The 17,804-nt window shown below is 44.3% G+C and carries 14 protein-coding genes; 11 read left to right on the top strand and 3 right to left on the bottom strand.

The window, feature by feature from the left end; all coding sequences use genetic code 11:
* Positions 1-76: 76 nt before the first annotated feature.
* The 3 genes from V5G21_RS04720 (at position 77) to V5G21_RS04710 (ending at position 4,558) form a co-directional block, all read left to right on the top strand.
* Positions 77-1,732 (top strand): M20/M25/M40 family metallo-hydrolase, encoded by a 1,656-nt coding sequence (locus V5G21_RS04720; RefSeq protein ID WP_179289591.1) that lies wholly within the window; start codon positions 77-79, stop codon positions 1,730-1,732.
* 162 nt (positions 1,733-1,894) lie between these two features.
* Positions 1,895-3,415 (top strand): MDR family MFS transporter, encoded by a 1,521-nt coding sequence (locus tag V5G21_RS04715; protein WP_095236674.1) that lies wholly within the window; start codon positions 1,895-1,897, stop codon positions 3,413-3,415.
* Between the two features lie 228 nt (positions 3,416-3,643).
* Positions 3,644-4,558 carry a class I SAM-dependent methyltransferase gene (locus V5G21_RS04710; protein ID WP_041824036.1) on the top strand — a complete coding sequence of 305 codons (915 nt, stop codon included), beginning with the start codon at positions 3,644-3,646 and terminating at the stop codon, positions 4,556-4,558.
* An 82-nt stretch (positions 4,559-4,640) separates the two neighbouring features.
* On the opposite strand, the gene galT is transcribed toward V5G21_RS04710, so the two are convergent.
* Together galT and V5G21_RS04700 are read right to left on the bottom strand one after the other, a co-directional pair.
* Positions 4,641-6,167 (bottom strand): UDP-glucose--hexose-1-phosphate uridylyltransferase, encoded by a 1,527-nt coding sequence (gene galT, locus V5G21_RS04705; protein WP_338465260.1) that lies wholly within the window; start codon positions 6,165-6,167, stop codon positions 4,641-4,643.
* Positions 6,168-6,178: 11 nt separating this feature from the next.
* The gene (locus V5G21_RS04700; RefSeq protein ID WP_338465259.1) at positions 6,179-7,357 is read right to left on the bottom strand and encodes a galactokinase; all 1,179 of its coding nucleotides are present in this window, start codon (positions 7,355-7,357) and stop codon (positions 6,179-6,181) included.
* Between the two features lie 131 nt (positions 7,358-7,488).
* Here V5G21_RS04700 and V5G21_RS04695 point away from each other — a divergent pair, with 131 nt between their 5' ends.
* The 7 genes from V5G21_RS04695 to V5G21_RS04665 all read left to right on the top strand — a co-directional run bounded on the left by V5G21_RS04695 (position 7,489) and on the right by V5G21_RS04665 (position 15,521).
* Positions 7,489-8,247, top strand: a complete 759-nt coding sequence (locus V5G21_RS04695) for a DeoR/GlpR family DNA-binding transcription regulator (protein ID WP_011248060.1) — start codon at positions 7,489-7,491, stop codon at positions 8,245-8,247.
* 226 nt (positions 8,248-8,473) lie between these two features.
* Entirely contained in the window at positions 8,474-10,417 is a 1,944-nt protein-coding gene (locus V5G21_RS04690; protein WP_338465258.1) for an LTA synthase family protein, read from the top strand.
* 238 nt (positions 10,418-10,655) lie between these two features.
* Positions 10,656-11,639: a GMP reductase gene (guaC, locus tag V5G21_RS04685; protein ID WP_035202909.1), complete on the top strand. Its 984-nt coding sequence runs from the start codon at positions 10,656-10,658 to the stop codon at positions 11,637-11,639.
* Positions 11,640-11,927: 288 nt separating this feature from the next.
* A complete protein-coding gene (locus V5G21_RS04680) occupies positions 11,928-13,181 on the top strand; it encodes an ABC transporter substrate-binding protein (protein WP_011248057.1) in 1,254 nt (417 codons plus the stop codon).
* Positions 13,182-13,221: 40 nt separating this feature from the next.
* Positions 13,222-14,115, top strand: coding sequence for a carbohydrate ABC transporter permease (locus tag V5G21_RS04675; protein WP_011248056.1), 894 nt, complete (start codon positions 13,222-13,224; stop codon positions 14,113-14,115).
* Between the two features lie 13 nt (positions 14,116-14,128).
* Positions 14,129-15,001, top strand: coding sequence for a carbohydrate ABC transporter permease (locus tag V5G21_RS04670; RefSeq protein ID WP_011248055.1), 873 nt, complete (start codon positions 14,129-14,131; stop codon positions 14,999-15,001).
* A gap of 175 nt (positions 15,002-15,176) precedes the next feature.
* Positions 15,177-15,521 (top strand): n-acetylglutamate synthase, encoded by a 345-nt coding sequence (locus V5G21_RS04665; RefSeq protein WP_338465256.1) that lies wholly within the window; start codon positions 15,177-15,179, stop codon positions 15,519-15,521.
* A gap of 58 nt (positions 15,522-15,579) precedes the next feature.
* Here V5G21_RS04665 and V5G21_RS04660 read toward each other — a convergent pair whose 3' ends face one another.
* Positions 15,580-15,909, bottom strand: a complete 330-nt coding sequence (locus V5G21_RS04660; protein WP_011248053.1) for a CotD family spore coat protein — start codon at positions 15,907-15,909, stop codon at positions 15,580-15,582.
* Between the two features lie 265 nt (positions 15,910-16,174).
* Here V5G21_RS04660 and V5G21_RS04655 point away from each other — a divergent pair, with 265 nt between their 5' ends.
* Positions 16,175-17,797, top strand: coding sequence for a DNA-binding protein (locus tag V5G21_RS04655; RefSeq protein WP_338465255.1), 1,623 nt, complete (start codon positions 16,175-16,177; stop codon positions 17,795-17,797).
* Positions 17,798-17,804: the final 7 nt, after the last annotated feature.

Below are 17,804 nucleotides of genomic sequence, written 5' to 3'. Positions count from 1 at the left end.
TGACAGAGAAAAACGCTTAGCGGAAGACCGCTTTGCGTTTTTTCTACAAACCAAAATAGAGGAAGCGGGGATGGCGATGTCAGAACGGTACCCACATGCAAAGCGTGTCTATCAATTGACGCTGGAGCTAATGAAGCAGCCTAGCATTTCTGGAACGACACAAGAACGGGAAATGGCTGACCGCATTGTTGCGGTGCTAGAGCGGATTCCTTATTTTCAAGCCTACCCGCAGCACATTAAACGCGTTCCTTTAAGAGGCGACTCTCTTGGCCGGGAAGCGGTTGTCGCGCTATTGGCGAAGGCGCCTACGACAAAAAAAGCGACGATGTTGTTAAGCCATTTTGACGTTGTTGGCGTCGATGATTTTGGGATGTATAAAGAGGATGCGTTTACCCCTGATTTGTTAAGAGAAAAGCTTTTGGCCGAGCAAGAGGGCTATCTTGACAAGGACGCCCGCCATGATTTGGAATCTGGCCATTACTTGTTTGGGCGCGGCAGTATGGACATGAAGGCAGGACTTGCGATGCAGCTGTCCGTTTTGCAAGATATCGCTGATGATAAAGACGCTAAAGCCAATGTGTGTCTAGTCGCCGTGCCCGATGAAGAAAAGCTGTCGATGGGCATGTTTGCCGCTATCCATGAATTGAGAGCGATGCAGGAAGACGGCTGGAACTTCCACGCATGCATTTGTTCGGAGCCGAATTTTTCTGCTTATCCGAATGATTGGAACAAATACATTTATACGGGATCAACAGGAAAGCTGCTTCCCTTCATTTACTGTATCGGCAAGGAAACGCATGTTGGCCAGCCGTTGGAAGGCATTAACGCTGCTGTCATGGCTGCCCAACTCGCCGTTGAAATGGAATGGTCAGAGCGTTTTTCGAATCAAGTCGATGGGGAAGTTTCTCCGTCGCCAACATGTTTGCGCATTCGAGACCTAAAGGAAACGTACGATGTGCAAACGCCAAACGAATCTTATTTATTTTACAATGTGTTGACGCTAGACTCAGGACCCCAGGAAGTTATGGAGCGCGTAAAAGAGGCTTGCAACCTGGCCAGCACGCTCATTTATGAGCGTCTTCTCCGCCATCGCCAAGCATTTGGCGATGAATCACTGACAGCACTAGTGAAACAGCCGCAAGTCTATACGTTAACTGATCTTTATCAGCTCGGAGTCCAAAAGTATGGAAAGGATGCATTTAAGGACGTTTACGAAGAAGCGTTATCAGAAAGTGTAGCGGAAACGGCTGATTACACGACGCAAACACTTGCCTTTGCACGGCGAATGTCAGCCCATTTTTTAGACAGGGCGCCTTTTTATCTTTTGTTGCTTGCTCCGCCTTATTATCCACATGTGCGCCTAGACCAGAAACAAGATCAACGTTTGTTGGCACTTGTAGATGAGCTTAAGCAAATTTGCGCCGATCAGTTTGGCGAGCGCCTTGTGCAAAAAACTTTTTTCCCAGGCCTCTCTGATGTAAGTTATTGCCGGGTAACGAAAGAGGCAGCTGCTCCAGATACAGGCTTAAAAGAACATATGCCATTATACGAACGAAGTTATCACATTCCTTTAAGGGAAATCGCTGGGCTTGATATTCCAACAATAAACTTGGGGCCTTTTGGCAAAGACGCCCATAAGCGGACTGAACGGTTAGAATTGACATACTCAACGGAAGTCGCCCCAGCGTTGCTCCTTCACGCTGTGAAGCGGCTAGCGGAGCAAACAGAATAGCAAAAAAGAGCGATGTCCTCTGTTAAAGAGGGACACGAGAGGGCGCCACTTATTCAGGCGCCTTTTACAGGCTGTAGGAAGGAAGTAGAAGAACCCGGCTATTTGTCGTAAATTGTGATAAGCTAGGCGTAGTGTACTGGTTTTATTGAGGAGATTATACATATGAAGAAAACAAATTCGACTTCCTTTGTAACAGCAGGTTTGCTACTAGGCATTTTTATGGCCGCGATCGACAACACGATTGTAGCAACAGCAATGGGTACGATTGTTGGTGACCTTGGCAATTACGAACAATTTGTATGGGTAACGGCTGGCTATATGGTCGCGATGATGGCTGGTATGCCGATATACGGGAAATTATCTGACATGTATGGCCGAAAACGTTTTTTCGTATTTGGCTTGTTGATGTTTTTGCTTGGCTCTGTTTTATGTGGCCTGTCGCAAACAATGAATCAATTAATTGCCTTTCGCATTATTCAAGGGGTTGGCGGCGGAGCTCTAATGCCTATTGCCTTTACGATTATTTTCGACCTCTTCCCGCCAGAAAAACGGGGAAAGATGACTGGGCTTATTGGCGCGGTGTTTGGCCTTTCCAGTGTCCTAGGGCCTCTATTAGGTGCGTTTATAACGGAAGCGTTAAGCTGGCATTGGATTTTTTATATTAATGTGCCGATCGGGGCCGTTGCGCTTTTTTTAATTGCCCGGTATTACAAAGAAACGATGGAAGCGTCGAAACAAAAAATAGACTGGCTTGGTGCGGGATCCCTTGTTCTTGCAGTGAGTTGCTTAATGTTTGCCTTAGAACTTGGGGGCGGTACGTACAGCTGGGGTTCTCCAACAATTCTTTTGCTGTTTGCGGCTGCAGCGGTTCTGTTTACCTTGTTTACGTTCGCAGAACGGAAAGCAGAGGAACCGATTATTTCGTTTTGGATGTTTAAAAAACGTCTGTTTGCCACGTCTCAGCTAATTGCCTTTGCTTACGGCGGCACATTTGTGCTTTTGGCTGTGTTTATTCCGATCTTTGTCCAGGCCGTATTTGGCGGTACTGCATCTGATGCTGGGACAACGTTAATGCCGATGATGCTTGGCTCTGTGGTTGGAAGCATGATTGGTGGAGCGCTGCAGACGAAAATTTCGTTTCGGGCCATGATGGTATTTTCAGGCGTCTGCTTTTTTACAGGTATGGCACTGCTAGCGACAATGGGGACGGATGTCACAAGAATTGCATTGGCGTTTTATATCGCTTTAGCCGGGCTAGGCGTTGGCTTTTCGTTTTCGCTATTGCCTGCTGCTTCCATTAATCAATTATCGCCACGGTTCAGAGGTTCAGCCAACTCAACCAATTCGTTTTTGCGCTCATTTGGTATGACGGTCGGTCTCGCCGTTTTCGGTACGGTTCAAACGCTTTCCTTTACCAACCGATTAAACGGAGCATTTAAGGAAGCGCCAATTCAAGTGGAAAATCAAAACTTACAAGAATTGTTTACCCCAGAAGGCAGAGCGCAAATACCACCTGACGTGCTTAGTACGATTACAGAAGCGATGTCCGATTCGATTACATTTATCTTTTCCCTTGCTCTCATCCCGATCGCGATTGCACTAGTAGCGGCCTTCTTTATGGGCAATGACAAGGTGGAGACAAGCAAAAGCATGAAACGGAACCCGTCCTCGTCGGAAACATAGCATAAGGAGAATGAAGCAAGGAGACTGCACGAATGTATGGTGTTGTCTTCTTGTCTATTTATTAGGGAAGTCATTGTTAGCTGTTGGCACCTCGGCAAATCCAGAAGTTATAACTTGACAAAAAAATTTGTTTATGCTATAATTGAATATTATTGTTTTTGTTGTATAATAGGATTCTCCTGGCCAGGGGAATCCTATTTTTTTTGAAAACGAAGGAGCGTGTATGGCTTGCAAAAGGGGAGTCCTAGTTTAACTTCTATTATTTCAGCATTTGGAAGGGCCTATCATAGTCGCTTTGATCAACCGAAGGTTTTTGATGATTATTTAGCGGAACGTTTGATCTCCGAAGACGAATATGAGGAGATCAAGGCCAACATGATTCAGGGGATTGGTTTTTTTAACGAAGAATTAGCCCAAAAATGGAAAGGGCATTCGGAACAGATATTAAAATGGATTACCCAAGTACAACTATCTCCGACGCCTTTAGCGCGTGCCGCCTATTGTGAAGGTGTGCTCCTGAATGAAGTGCGGCTAGGGGCCAAACAGTACGTCATCCTTGGTGCTGGCTTGGACACATTTTGTTTTAGGCATCCTGAGCTGCAGGATACGTTAGACATTTTTGAAGTTGATTCTCCTATGACGCAGGAATTTAAGAAGAAAAAGCTAGAGCAAGCTGGTTTTGAGATTCCAAGCCACCTTCATTTCGTTCCTATGGACTTCAGCAAGGCATTTTCTGGGCAACCATTAATCGAGGCGGGATTTACTGGCAAGAAGACGTTTTTTAGCCTTTTAGGCGTTTCCTACTATTTGACGAAGGACGAGCTTTCAAGCTTGCTAGCACATTTGTTTGCCCTTGTGCCAACGGGGAGTTCGATTGTGTTTGATTATGCAGATGAGACGCTTTTTGAAGCAAAAGGGGTTTCAAATCGCGTCGAAAACATGGTGAAAATGGCTGCTGCTAGTGGAGAGCCGATGAAGTCCTGTTATTCCTATAGTGAAATGGAAAGGCTATTGGAACAATGCGGTTTGCTTATCTATGAGACGCTGACGCCTGAGAAAATCAACGAACGGTACTTTTCCAACAGGCAAGATCATTTGTCGGCATTTGAAACGATTCATTATGTTCATGCTGTCAAAAAATAAAAGTGAATGGCTTATAAAAGTAAGTGAATGGCTTATAAAAGTAGCGAATGAGAGAAAACCCATGGCGATTGCCATGGGTTTTTTATATCAAATCTGATTTTTTGAGAAAACGGATGAAACCAGCCTCTCCTGAGTCGGTATCTTTAAAGACGCCAGCATGGGAGAGGACAGATGTAAACAACCGACCCACTTCTTGCTTAAGGAGCGCTTCCACATTCGCTGTTGTAAGGTTCGGCTTTTGCTCTTTTAGTGAAAGCGCCCACTCTTTGTGTTTTGCAATGGCTTCATTTTGCTCAATTTGTTCTGCCGCGTTAGCACTTGGTAGGACAGTCGCTAGCTCAGCTAGTTCTTGTTTTAAGCGCCCAGGCAATACGGCTAAGCCCATTACTTCAATCAAGCCAATGTTTTCTTTTTTGATAGCGTGCACATCTGCATGTGGATGAAATAACCCAAGCGGATGGGCTTTTGTCGTCCGGTTATTGCGAAGGACGAGATCCAGTTCAAACATGCCGCTCTTGTTGCGGGCAATTGGCGTAATCGTATTATGAGGAGTTCCGTCACTATTTGCATAAATGTCGAGCGATGGGTCGCTGTACGTTTTCCAAGCCGAAAGGATAGCAGTAGCCGCTGCTTGCAATGATGCTGGGTCTGCGCTAGCGAGACGAATGACAGACATAGGCCATTTGACAATGCCAGCTTTTATGGTTGGATATCCTTTTAGAGTAAAAGCCTTTTTCAACGGCGCTTTCGCCATTGGAAATGTATGTTTTCCGCCTTGGTAATGGTCGTGGTTTAAAATTGAACCGCCGACTATTGGCAAATCGGCATTGGAGCCAATAAAATAATGAGTGTATTGTTGGACAAATTCGAGCAGCCTTGTAAACGTGTCGGCGGTAATCTGCATAGGCCGCTGTTTTTCGAAAAGCACAATGGCGTGTTCTTCATAATAGACGTAAGGAGAAAACTGCATATACCACTGTTCGTTGCCAAGTGTTACCGGAATTAAGCGCAAGTTTTGCCGGGCTGGATGGGTAGCCCGACCGGCAAAGCCAACATTTTCTTTGGCAAGAAGCCCTTTGGGATAGTCGGACGGAGCTACCTTTTTGGCAGCGGCAATGGCAACAGGGTCTTTTTCCGGCTTGGATAGATTGATCGTGATTTCAAGGTCGCCATAAGGGGTAGGTGCAAGCCAACTTTCATTTAAGGCGATCCTGTCTGTGCGAATGTAATGGGCATCTTTGCAAAACTGATAAAACGCAGCAGTAGCCGCTTGTGGGCCTTGTTGTTCGCACATAAAAAAAAAATGATCAATGACCGTACTTGGACGCGGCAAAAGCGCATCGATCAATTTTGTGTCAAATAAGTCCCGGTATGTGACCGTATTTGCTTCAAGGAGACCATTTTCTGCCGCCCAATCAAGAATCGGGGCAAGGATGTCGTAAATGGGCTCATTGGTCTCAGGGAGCGTTTCTTGGATCATTGGCGCATCGAGGCCAAGGCGGTCTAGTAGCTGGTTTCGGCTATAGTCCACATCAGCAAGAGGGAGCAGTTTTTTTTGAACGCCGTAAGCAAGCAATTTTTCAATTTGTGTGTAAATCTGTTTTTTCATCTGGTTGAACCTCAATCTGCCGCAGTGGCCAAAGGCAGTTCGGTTACGCCATCACCGGCGCGGCTAATGTAGAAGCTTGGTTGAAAGCCAAATTCGCTTTCGTAGCCTTTTTTAACATGTGCTTGAAACGCTTCCATTTTGTCTGTTTGTACAAGGCTGACAGTACAGCCGCCAAATCCTGCTCCAGTCATTCGTGTGCCGATGCAGCCAGGGGCTCGGTGTTGCAACTGATATAACGCATCAAGCTCTAAGCCAGTCACTTCGTAATCGTTTGCCAGCGATTGATGAGATTCATTCATCAGATGCCCGAAGTCACGGAGGTTTCCTGCTTTTAGCGCCGTTACGGCTTCAAGCACACGTTGGTTTTCGCTGACAACATGGCTAGCTCGTTTGGCAACTGTCGCCGTCGAGAAAGCGTGGTGGTGTTTTGCGAGCAACACTGGTGTGACATCACTTAATGTACGAATGCTAAGACCAGTTGCTTGAAGGTCAGCGAGCGCTTGTTCACACTCGGCCCGTCGTTCATTGTATTTGGAGTCAGCTAGCCCTCTGCGTTTATTTGAATTGGTAATCACGATATCGTAATTGCCCAATGTTAATGGCACAAGTTCGTACTGCAACGAGTCCGTTTGTAAAAAAAGCGCATGGTCAGCTTTGCCCATGCCCACAGCAAATTGGTCCATAATGCCGCTGTTCACACCGATAAAGTTGTTTTCAACATGCTGGCACGCTTTTACAAGGTCGAGGCGATCCCAATTGGCGCCTGTAAGGGAAGAGATCATATAGGCTGTCACCATCTCGATCGAGGCTGAAGAAGACAATCCTGCCCCATTGGGGATGTTTCCAAAAAAATAAAGATCGGCCCCGTCTAAATCAAAACCATGATGTTGAAAATAAGCGATCACGCCTTTAGGATAATTGCCCCAATCATCTTCTTTATTGTACGAAAGTTCTTTGTTTGGGAAAGCAACCCGTTGGCTAAAATTTTGGCTCGCTAAACGAAATTCATTGGTGTTTGTGCGGCGGACTGCTAAGTAAGTGCCCATTGTTAAAGCGGCAGGAAAGACAAAACCACCATTGTAATCGGTATGTTCGCCAATCAAGTTCACACGTCCTGGCGCGAAAAAAAGCTGGTCTGGCAAAGAGCCAAAAATCGTTTCAAATTCAGCGGCAAGCTCATTCGTGTTCATAGAGTCACTCCTTTTAACGTAAAAAGACAGATAAGCAAGTGTGATTTGACAGCGGTTGCAAAACTTTCTATGATTATATCAACAAAAACGAACAATAACAAACACTTTTTAACATAATAGAGGTGCAAGCAATGTTAAAAGAAGAAAGACTGCAACGGATAGTAAAAATGCTTGAACAGAGTGACATGATTAAAGTGGCAGATATAATGAAAGAGCTGCAAGTGGCAGATATGACAGTGCGCCGTGATTTGCAGGCGCTTGAAGAAGCAGGATTGCTTGTACGTTTACATGGGGGAGCGACAAAAGCAGGCTACAAAGAGCGATCTAATACAGAAAAGCAGAGTTTAAACCAAAAAGAAAAAAAGGCGATTGCGAAACAAGCAGCTTCACTCATTCATGACCATGACACAGTCTTTCTCGGGCCTGGTACAACAAATGAATCGATGCATGGGTATATTCAGGCTAGGGACGTAAAAATTGTGACGACTTCGTTGCCGATTTTTATGAAATTTAAAGGCGATCCTCGGTTTGAGCTATTGTTGGCGGGAGGAGAATACCGTGAACGGACTGGCTCATTCATTGGCGCTCTAGCAAGGCAGTTGTTAGGGGCACTGCGGTTCAATAAAGCATTTATTGGCACGAATGGCATTCATGGAAGTGAAGTAACGGCGGCTAATGAAGAAGAGGGGGAAGGCCATCGGATCATTTGCCATCGGACTGAACAGTTATATATTACAGCAGACCATAGCAAATTTGGAGTAAGCGCGTTTTATACATTTTGCCATCTGCAAGAGACGACGGCGGTTATTACCGATAGCATGCTTGATAAAAACACGTTGAACCAGCTGAAAAATCACACACAAGTGTTTACAGCTCAAATGCGAGAGTAAGCAAAAAAGGATAGGGACAAGGATTTTGGCAATCTTACACAATGCTTTAAAAAGTGGCTAACCCCCTTTGTTAGCTGCTTTAAAGACAAAAGGTGCTGTTATTATAATCCAATTTATTTCCAATTTCCGTTGCTAGAAAACGATTTTCCGAATATAATAGTTGACTAGTTATGAGTGTTTTATGCGATCGAAATAAGGAAATTCTATTGGAAAGAAGAGATGCCCAATGTCAAATTTAAAAAGATTGGCTTCCAAGAAGCTGATGTTTTTTTGGCTTGCTCTATTTTTATATTGGCTCAAAACATATGTGACGTATAAAACAGAATTTAATTTAGGGGTCAAAGGGCCATACCAGGAATTGTTGCTCGCCTTGAACCCATTAAGCATGGGTGTTTTATTGTTTGGGTTGGCCTTGTTTGCAAAAGGACGACGTTCCAACGTATGGATCATTATTTTTGCTTCCTTGCTTGGCGCCATTCTTTATGCAAATGTGTTGTTCTACCGCTTTTTCGATGACTTTATTACGCTGCCTAACGTGATGCAGGCATCCAATTTAAGCACGATGTCTGGAAATGTGTTTGCTGCCATGCGTTGGTATGATCTATGGTTCTTTTTCGATGTAGCGGTTTTAATTGCCCTCTATTTATGGAAAAGGGAAGTTCCTGAGATACGCTTTCGCAAAAGCGTGGCCACAACTGCGATTGTGACAGCAATTGCCCTATTCGTCGCCAATTTGGCTATGGCAGAAATCGATCGTCCACAGTTGCTTGCACGGACGTTTGACCGCAACTATATTGTGAAGTATTTAGGTTTGTATAATTACACCATTTATGATGGAATACAAACCGTGCAAGCGGAATCGCAACGTGCATATGCAAGCAGCGATGATTTAACGGAAATTGAAAATTACACGGTTTCCCGTTTCGCCAAGCCGAATGAGGACTACTTTGGCATCGCTGAGGGCAAAAATATTATTAAAATCCACTTAGAGAGCTTTCAGTCGTTTCTAATTGATTATGAGCTGAACGGCGAGGAAGTTACGCCATTTTTGAATTCATTAGCCGCCGGGGCTGAGGATATGACGTATTTTGATAACTTTTTCCATCAAACAGGACAAGGGAAGACAGCGGACGCGGAGTTGATGCTAGATACTGGTTTATTTGGTTTGCCGCAAGGTTCTGCCTTTGTAACGAAAGCGCAAAATACGTACCAGTCGCTTCCTGCCATTTTAAACCAGGAGCGCGGCCACGAGAGTGCGGTTTTACACGGTGACTACAAATCGTTTTGGAATCGCGATACGATGTATAAACAGCTTGGTATCGATCAATTTTTTGATGCAAGCTATTATGATATGAGCGAAGAAAATACTGTGAACTTAGGCTTAAAAGACAAGCCATTTTTCGAAGAATCGATTCCAATGCTTCAGTCATTGGAAACGCCGTTTTACGCTCATTTGATTTCGCTCACGAATCACTATCCGTTTAACTTGGGTCCAGAAGACGCAACAATTGAACGGGCCACTACCGGAGACAATACAGTCGATAACTACTTTCAGACGGCCCGTTATTTGGATGAAGCCCTTGAGCAATTTTTTGCTGACTTAAAAGCGTCAGGTTTGTATGAGGACTCAGTCATCATGATTTACGGAGATCATAACGGCATTTCCGAAAACCATAACCGGGCGATGGCTGAAATTCTAGGCACAGAAATCACGCCTCACCAAAATGCTCAAAACCAACGAGTGCCGTTATTGATTCGTGTTCCTGGCATGGAAGGCGGTGTGAACCACACATATGGCGGGGAAATTGATGTGATGGCGACACTCCTCCATTTACAAGGCATTAACGCCAAACCATATGTGCAATTTGGGACAGACTTGTTTTCTGAAGAGCATGATGAAATCGTTTCGTTTCGCAGTGGCGACTATATAACGCCAGCGTATACGTCCGTCAATGGCGTTCTTTACGATACAGAGACAGGCGAAATTCTAGAACCGACAGAAAAAACAACTGAAATTCAGGAAAAAGTCGACCAGCAATTAGATTACTCAGACCGCGTGCTTTACGAAGATTTGCTTCGTTTCCATGCGATCGATGGCTTTGAGCCAATTGAACCGACTGATTATCATTATGGCAATCCAAATAAAGAACCGGCAAACGAAGATCAATAAAAGAACCAGCGGAAGCTGGTTCTTTTCATCGTTTGACAAGCGTTTTCTACCAGTCTGAGGGCGGTTTCGACTTTGTCGACATACCTGCTCTTTTTTAGAACAACAACGATAAACAGTAAAATGAGCGTTTTCTGTCTAAATAAACTTTGACAACGGTTCCGCGATCATGTATATTACCCTATGGGCGAATGATTTTTGTTCTTTTATTCTATAACATTCGTTTTTAGGGGTGTGAATGATGGAAAACGTTTTTGACTATGAAGATATTCAACTCATTCCAGCAAAATGCATTGTAGGAAGTCGGGCTGAATGCGATACAAGTGTAGAACTTGGAGGCCGTACGTTCAAGCTTCCAGTTGTTCCAGCAAATATGCAAACGATTATCGATGAAAACATTGCTCGTTACCTTGCCGAAAATGATTATTTTTATATTATGCATCGGTTCCAGCCAGAAACACGTCTTGCGTTTGTCAAAGACATGCATGAACGGGGATTGTACGCATCCATTAGTGTTGGCGTAAAAGAAGAAGAATACACCTTTGTGCAACAATTGGCTGACCAACATGTAGTGCCCGAATATGTGACGATTGATATAGCCCATGGCCATTCTGAAGCGGTTATCAACATGATCCGCCATATTAAAACACACTTGCCGGATAGTTTCGTTATTGCTGGCAATGTTGGCACGCCAGAAGCTGTGCGCGAACTTGAACATGCCGGTGCAGACGCGACAAAAGTCGGCATTGGGCCTGGAAAGGTGTGCATTACTAAAATCAAAACAGGCTTCGGCACTGGAGGCTGGCAACTTGCGGCGCTGCGCTGGTGCGCAAAAGCTGCAAGTAAACCAATAATTGCTGACGGTGGCATTCGCACCCACGGCGATATTGCCAAGTCGGTCCGTTTTGGCGCCACAATGGTGATGATTGGTTCCTTGTTTGCAGGCCATGAAGAATCTCCTGGTGACACGATCGAAAAAGACGGCAAGCTGTATAAAGAGTATTTTGGTTCTGCATCAGAATACCAAAAAGGCGAGCGGAAAAATGTCGAAGGCAAGAAAATGTACGTCGAGCATAAAGGTTCGTTAGCGGAAACACTATTAGAAATGGAACAAGATCTCCAGTCTTCAATTTCCTATGCAGGAGGCAAAAGGCTAGACGCAATCCGCAATGTCGATTATGTCGTCGTGAAGAATTCTATTTTTAATGGCGACAAAATTTATTGATAAAAAAACAACCGTCTTGGGGATGTTCATAAAGAGGATAGAAAGAATGGGAGTCTGTCTTTAGGCAGGCTCGTTTTTTATAAATAAAGTTTTAGAAGAGATCTAAAAATTAGAATAGGACAAAACTGAGTTATTTTTCACTTGACAAGAAAAAAGATCGTTGGAATAATAAATTTGGAAGCGCTTTCTTTGGAGGGGAGTTATTCTTTAAAAAAAGGGACATTCTTGCCAACTTAGTTTATTTCATAAACAAACAAAGTGGATCACATAATTGGAGGAGGGGTATGTATGGGAAAAAGAGTAATGATTTTGGCTGTAGCTTTGAGTTTCTGTTTAATAGGATGCAGCGCGGAAGAAGAAGAAAAAGAGATTACGATTTGGAGCTTTACGGATGAAGGTGAGTACGCCGTTGAAGCATTTGTGGAAGAACACCCAGACGTAAAAGTTAATTTTCAGTTTATTCCTTCAAGTCAATATGAAACAAAGCTCCGCTCTGCTTTGTCAACAGGAATACGGGCACCTGATGTATTTGCACTAGAAGCCCAATATGTGCGAAAGTTCATTGACCATCCATCACTAGAATCGTTATCTGAAGCTCCGTATGACGCTGAGGCATTGATTGACAGCCATTACGAGTATATTCAAGGCATGGAAAGGGATTCAAATGGGGATGTTCGCGCAGTTGGTTATCAAGGCACGACAGGTGGTGTTTATTTTCGCAGAGATTTGGCGAAAGAATATTTAGGAACAGATGATCCAAAAGAGGTTAGTGAAATGATCGAAACATGGGATGATGTGTTTTCGATTAGCAAGCGCGTTTATGAAGAAAGCGGTGGGACAGTCCATGGGTTGCCAAATTGGAATTCAATTGGGCAAGTGCAGGACGCACTCGTTAACCAAGCATGGGTTGTTGATGATAAATTAATCATCGATCAAGCAAAGAGGGACGTGCTGGATTTAGTGGATCAAGCGATTGAAGCGGACGCATTGGCAATGTTGGATGATTGGTCTCCTGGATGGACTGCTTCTATGCAACAAGGCTCCGTCTTGTTTTATCCAGGGCCATCTTGGTATTTGCAACATGTCTTGCAATCAAATGCTCCTGAAACAAGTGGGTTATGGGGACTGGCGAGTGGTCCTGCTGCTTTTAGTGGAGGCGGGACGTTTTATTCCGTTTATTCTGGCAGTGATAACAAAGACTTGGCTTGGGAATTTGTGAAAATGTATGGATTTGATGTTGACTTCTTACAGAACTTAGCTGTAGATGAACAGTATTATACAAGTCATCGCGGAGCAAATGAAGGCGTAGCGGATGAGATTACGAGCGATTTCCTAGCGGGCCAAAATTATTTTGAATTTTTTAATGAGGAGTCAGAAAATGTGCAGGCAGTTGTCCGTTCATCATTTGATGGCGACATTAATGACATTTTCAATGAACTTATGGGTTCATACGCCAAGGGAAATTTTCGTTCGCAAGAAGAGTTTTGGCAACGGTTTAAACGTGATGTGCAAACGTATTTTCCAGAACTTACGATTGAATAACCTTACTGGCTCCTAAAGCTATAATCCGAGGAGGGTTAACATGTTCATTAACCGCATTAATAAGGGAAATTGCGGATACTTTTTTATTGCCCCGTTTTTTATCGTATTCTTATTGTTTGGTCTATATCCAATTCTCTATTCTTTTTATTTAAGCTTAACCAATTGGGATGGGCTCAACGATCCAGAATTCATCGGCTTTGCGAACTACACCCGGGCGATAATCGATCCGTTGTTTCTTCAATCACTGTTTAATACATTCTTTATTTGGATTGTATCAGTGATACCTCAACTTACTGTCAGTCTAGTGCTTGCAGTCATTTTGACGAACAAATTCTTAAAAGGCAAAGATTTTTTTAGAGCGGTGTATTTCTTTCCAAACATTGTAACGGCTGCTTCCCTCGGCTTGCTCGTCAGTCTCATGTTTGACTGGCAAACGGGCAGTGTCAATCAGTTGCTTATGTCGATTGGTTTCTTGGACCAGGCCATTGATTGGAAAAACAACCCCTTGTTTATGCAAATGCTTGTGTCCGCCATTCTGTTTTTCCAGTACTTTGGCTACTCCATGCTTATCTATATCGCGGGCTTGCAAGGAATTTCGCCAGAGTATGCCGAAGCTGCCAAAGTAGATGGAGCGTCGAAAACCCAGATTTTCTTTAAAATAACCGTTCCGCTATTAAAACCGATTATTATTTTCCAAGTGATCACTTCATTAATTGGTGGAGTGCAAATCTTTGACCAGCCATACATGTTAACGGAAGGATCGGGTTCGCCTAACCATGCGACGTTGACGAGTGTCATGTATTTGTATCGGACTGCTTTTGAACAAGGCCGGTTTGGATATGGTGCAACCATTGCGTTTTGTTTATTTGTTGTCATTGTCAGCTTATCTGTCATTTCCTATTTGGTTTCAAGAAATAGAAGCAAAATCGCTTAAAGGGGGAGTTAGCGTGAGCAAAGGGGCATTGCCTGTAAACGATGGAAAACTGTCTATGGAAGGACGCAGAAGAAAGCGGGCTCATCTCTCACTTTATACAGGATTGATTGGTCTTGCCATTCTCTGTTTGTTTCCGTTTTACTTAATGATCATGTATTCGACTCATGCAAACGCGGATATTGCCTCAACGTTTTTGTTTTTCCCGGGCGGGGAATTGGTTAACAATTTCACACGCATGGTGGAAAACGTTGATATTTTACGTGGGTTTATGAATAGTTTCATCATTGCCGGCGGTTCAACCCTATTAACGCTTTATTTCGGCGGCATGACGGCTTACGGGTTTTCGAAATTTAAGTTTCGTTTTAATACGATCTTGTTTTTGCTTATGCTGGCGACAATGATGATTCCCGCCCAGCTTGCATTAATTGGCAGCTATCGTTGGCTTGGTATGATTGGCTTGCTTGATTCCCATGCAGCTATTATTCTTCCAGCTGCGGCCAACACATTTGCCGTCTTTTTTATTAAACAGTTTTTAGACGGCAGCATTCCTGATGATGTGCTGGAATCCGCTCGAATTGACGGGGCGGGAGAGTTGAAGATTTTTCACCGGATTATTTTGCCGATGATCGTCCCTGCTCTTGCTGCGATTGGCATCTTTACCTTTATAGGAGCTTGGAACAATTTCATTGGCCCATTAGTCTTATTATTTTCCGAAGAGAAATACCCATTGCCCGTCATGGTGGCATTGATACAAGGTTACTATAATACAGATTACGGCTTAATGTACTTAGGTGTGGCCTTGTCCGTTTTACCAATTATTATCGTGTTTTCGCTATTTTCTAAACGGATTATGGGCAGTGTGGCAATTGGCGCTGTGAAAGGGTAAACGGTCTATTTCCTTCCTTTTCTTAATCACTTTTGGCTGTTTTCCATTTGTTTACGTGTAATAAAATCATCGCAGAACCAATTGACGAACCGTTTTTATTCTGGTGAAATAAAGACATGACAATAGCAAAAGCGTGTTATGAAAGGAAAAGATAGGGGAAGAGAGTGGTTCAACAATGGTTCACTATGACGGTAAGCAATTTGTGGCAAAGGAAAACAGTGAAAATGGCGAAGTTTCTTCAGCTACAGTCTTTCAATACAAACAGGAAGGCCGGATTTTGACTGGAACGTATAGCGGAGGCGAGATCCTTACAGGCACTTTAATAGGTTTAGTTGATGATCAAGCCCATTTGCGATTTCGCTATAACCATGTAAACGTCGATTATGAAATACGCGGTGGGGAATGCTACTCTATACCAGAACAATTGGCAGATGGACGAATCCGTTTGCATGAAAAATGGAAGTGGAATGATGATAGCAGAAGCGAAGGGACATCGATAGTAGAAGAAATTTTACGTTGATAGATGTTAAACACGAAAAGAACGCCTTGGGCAACAGCCCAAAGCGTTTCTTGACACTTTAAATCCAACTCCAGCCGCGGCGCCGGCCTCCATAGCCTCCGCCGTTATTCCCATTGCCATTCTCGACAACCGATTCGTATTCTGTCCGCTCTTCGACTGATTCGGTTTGCGGAAAACTGTACTCACGGCGTACGACTTGGTTATTGACATAAGTCGTATGGGTCGGATACACTTCTGGGATAATGACGACTTCCGTTTGTTCTACAACGCGGTGCTTTGTAGGGTGAATGATCGGATCACATCTTTTCACCTTTGTCGGAAGTGTTTCGTAGCAAGGACGCTCAGTCTTTTTACAATCGCATGAGCATTTCTTATGGTCGCAGCTCATTTCTTACCTCCATGAAGAATTATTTAAAGCGCAAAGCTTTATACGATAACGTATGGAAAAAGCTGAATGCTCGTACTGGTTGGCTTTCCCATTTACGGGAAAATGGCTAAAACGTGGATCAGCGAATAGGAAGCTTGTTAAGAATTGTAAAGAAACGACTATGTGTTTCGAAAGTTTCGTAAAGTTCGCTCTTTTTTGGCCGGTGTATGTTTGCCATTTGCTATACTAATCGTAAAGCAGTTCATTTCTTATTAGGAGGGACAGTATGAAAAGAGTGACTCAAAAAAGGACGATTCAGTCGGTTATCATTTTTGCTAGTTTTACAGTAGGCGTTCCGGCATTGGCAGAAAGCATTAGCGATCCTCCACCTGTATTGGAACCAAGTGACCCGAATGGAAAACGTGTATTGTTTGATAACAGCCATGGGCAAACAGCTGGTCAATCCGATTGGGTCATAGACGGAGCTTTTTCGGACTTTGCGGATGCACTAGTGGAAAACGGGTACTATGTCAAGGAACACCGTAGTGCAGAACCGCTAACTAACGCCGATTTAGACGGGTACGATGTGTTTATTATTCCTGAAGCGCAAATCCCATTTAAGGCGATTGAGCAAGAGGCGATTGCCTCGTTTGCAGGAGAAGGGGGCGGCGTGTTTTTTATTGCTGACCATTACAATGCCGACCGCAATTTTAACCGGCTTGATTCAAATGAAATTATGAACGGATGGCGCCGAGGGGCTTATGATGACATAACAAAAGGGATGAGCAACGAGGAAAAAGAAGCACTTGAAGGGGTTGTAAGTTCAGACTGGCTTGCTGAAGAATTCGGCGTTCGGTTTCGTTACAATGCCATTGACCATACAGTAGCCGATTCGATTGTCAGCCCTGAAGAGGCGTTCGGGATTACAGAAAACATTAGCGCGCTCTCCATCCATGCTGGATCAACGCTTGCGATTATTGATCCAAACGTTGCTAAAGGCGTTGCTTATTTGCCAGATGGCCTGACGCCGGAAGCGAATAAGTGGAACAACGCAGTTGACCAAGGTGTTTATCATGGCGGCGGAATGGAGGAAGGTCCTTATGCGGCTATCGGAAAAAAGGGATTAGGCAAAGCAGCCTTTATTGGTGATTCGTCACCAGTCGAGGATGCGACCCCAAAATACCGCAACGAAGAACATGGCGGGATGAAGCGGACGTATGATGGATTTATCGATCAAGACAATGGTGCTTTCCTCGTACAGGTAGTCGACTGGCTTGCTGAACAAGAATCCTATACCAACTTTGCTGAAGCAGGAATTCCTTTAGACGAACCGTCTCCACTTCTGGAAATGGAGCAGCCTGAAAAAACAACAGAACCACAGGCTGAGCCATGGCGACAGCCGCAAGGGGATTATCGATGGTATGACCGTTCTACTTTTGCAGCCGGATCGTTTGGCAGTGGACAGGAAGCACCGCTAGAAGTGGAATATGATTTGGAAACGCCAGAGGCGCTCCCACTAGGAGGGCAGACGTTTTCTGTGAGCGTAGAGCTCCGTCATTTGGCGCCGAACCAAACGGTCAACAGCCTTGACATGCAAGTATACTTACCAGGGGGACGTTCGATCTCGCAAATTCAAGGGGAGGATGGCAGTTGGCCTAGCTCTTACGGCTACCACCAAATCGGTACGTTGACTGCAGACGCTACAGGGACAGCAACGAAAACGGTCACGATGCGTCTGAACCCGTCTGTAGAGGCCGATTCGGCGATGATTCGCTTGCGCAATGACCGCCAAAATGTCGTGACGCAAACAGTTGCTCTTACTGCTGCCAGCGAAAAGGTGACGAAACTCCCGACGATTCAAAAGAGCTTAAAACGAAAAAGCGTACCAGTGGCACTAGCAGGAAGCTAGGGGATTT

It is taken from the genome of Shouchella rhizosphaerae, from assembly GCF_036700015.1.
In the GTDB taxonomy this organism is placed as follows: Bacteria; Bacillota; Bacilli; order Bacillales; family Bacillaceae_D; genus Shouchella; species Shouchella rhizosphaerae.
Note: the sequence above shows the minus strand (reverse complement) of the source record. Positions and strands in the feature narration are given on the sequence as shown.